The organism is Acinetobacter sp. USHLN143 (assembly GCF_037145695.1).
Classification (GTDB): Bacteria; Pseudomonadota; Gammaproteobacteria; order Pseudomonadales; family Moraxellaceae; genus Acinetobacter; species Acinetobacter fasciculus.
In genome coordinates this window covers 1-274 of the sequence record NZ_JBBCWZ010000272.1, presented here as the reverse complement: position 1 = coordinate 274, position 274 = coordinate 1, and the positions used below count along the sequence as shown (strand labels likewise).

The 274-nt window shown below is 40.9% G+C and carries 1 protein-coding gene; it reads left to right on the top strand.

The window, feature by feature from the left end; genetic code table 11:
• Positions 1 to 274, top strand: a 274-nt coding sequence (locus WFH18_RS18035; protein WP_336755446.1) for an IS3 family transposase, incomplete at both ends; no start/stop codon positions are given.

The following is a 274-nucleotide window of genomic DNA, read 5'->3' as shown; positions in this document are numbered from 1 at the left end:
ATATGGTGTTGATGCGATTTGTAGGATTTTACCGATCGCAGCTTCAACCTATTACCGGACTCTAGATCTCTGCGAAAATCCAGAACATCGAGCAAAGCGAGATTTACATGATGAGCATCATGCTGAACAAATTAAACGAATTTGGAAGGAAAGTTCAGGTCGATATGGTGTACGTAAAGTCTGGCAAAAACTGAAACGTGAAGGCTATATTATTGCACGCTGTACTGTTGCTCGATTAATGAAAAAGCTAGGTATACAAGGTGTTTGGCGAGGT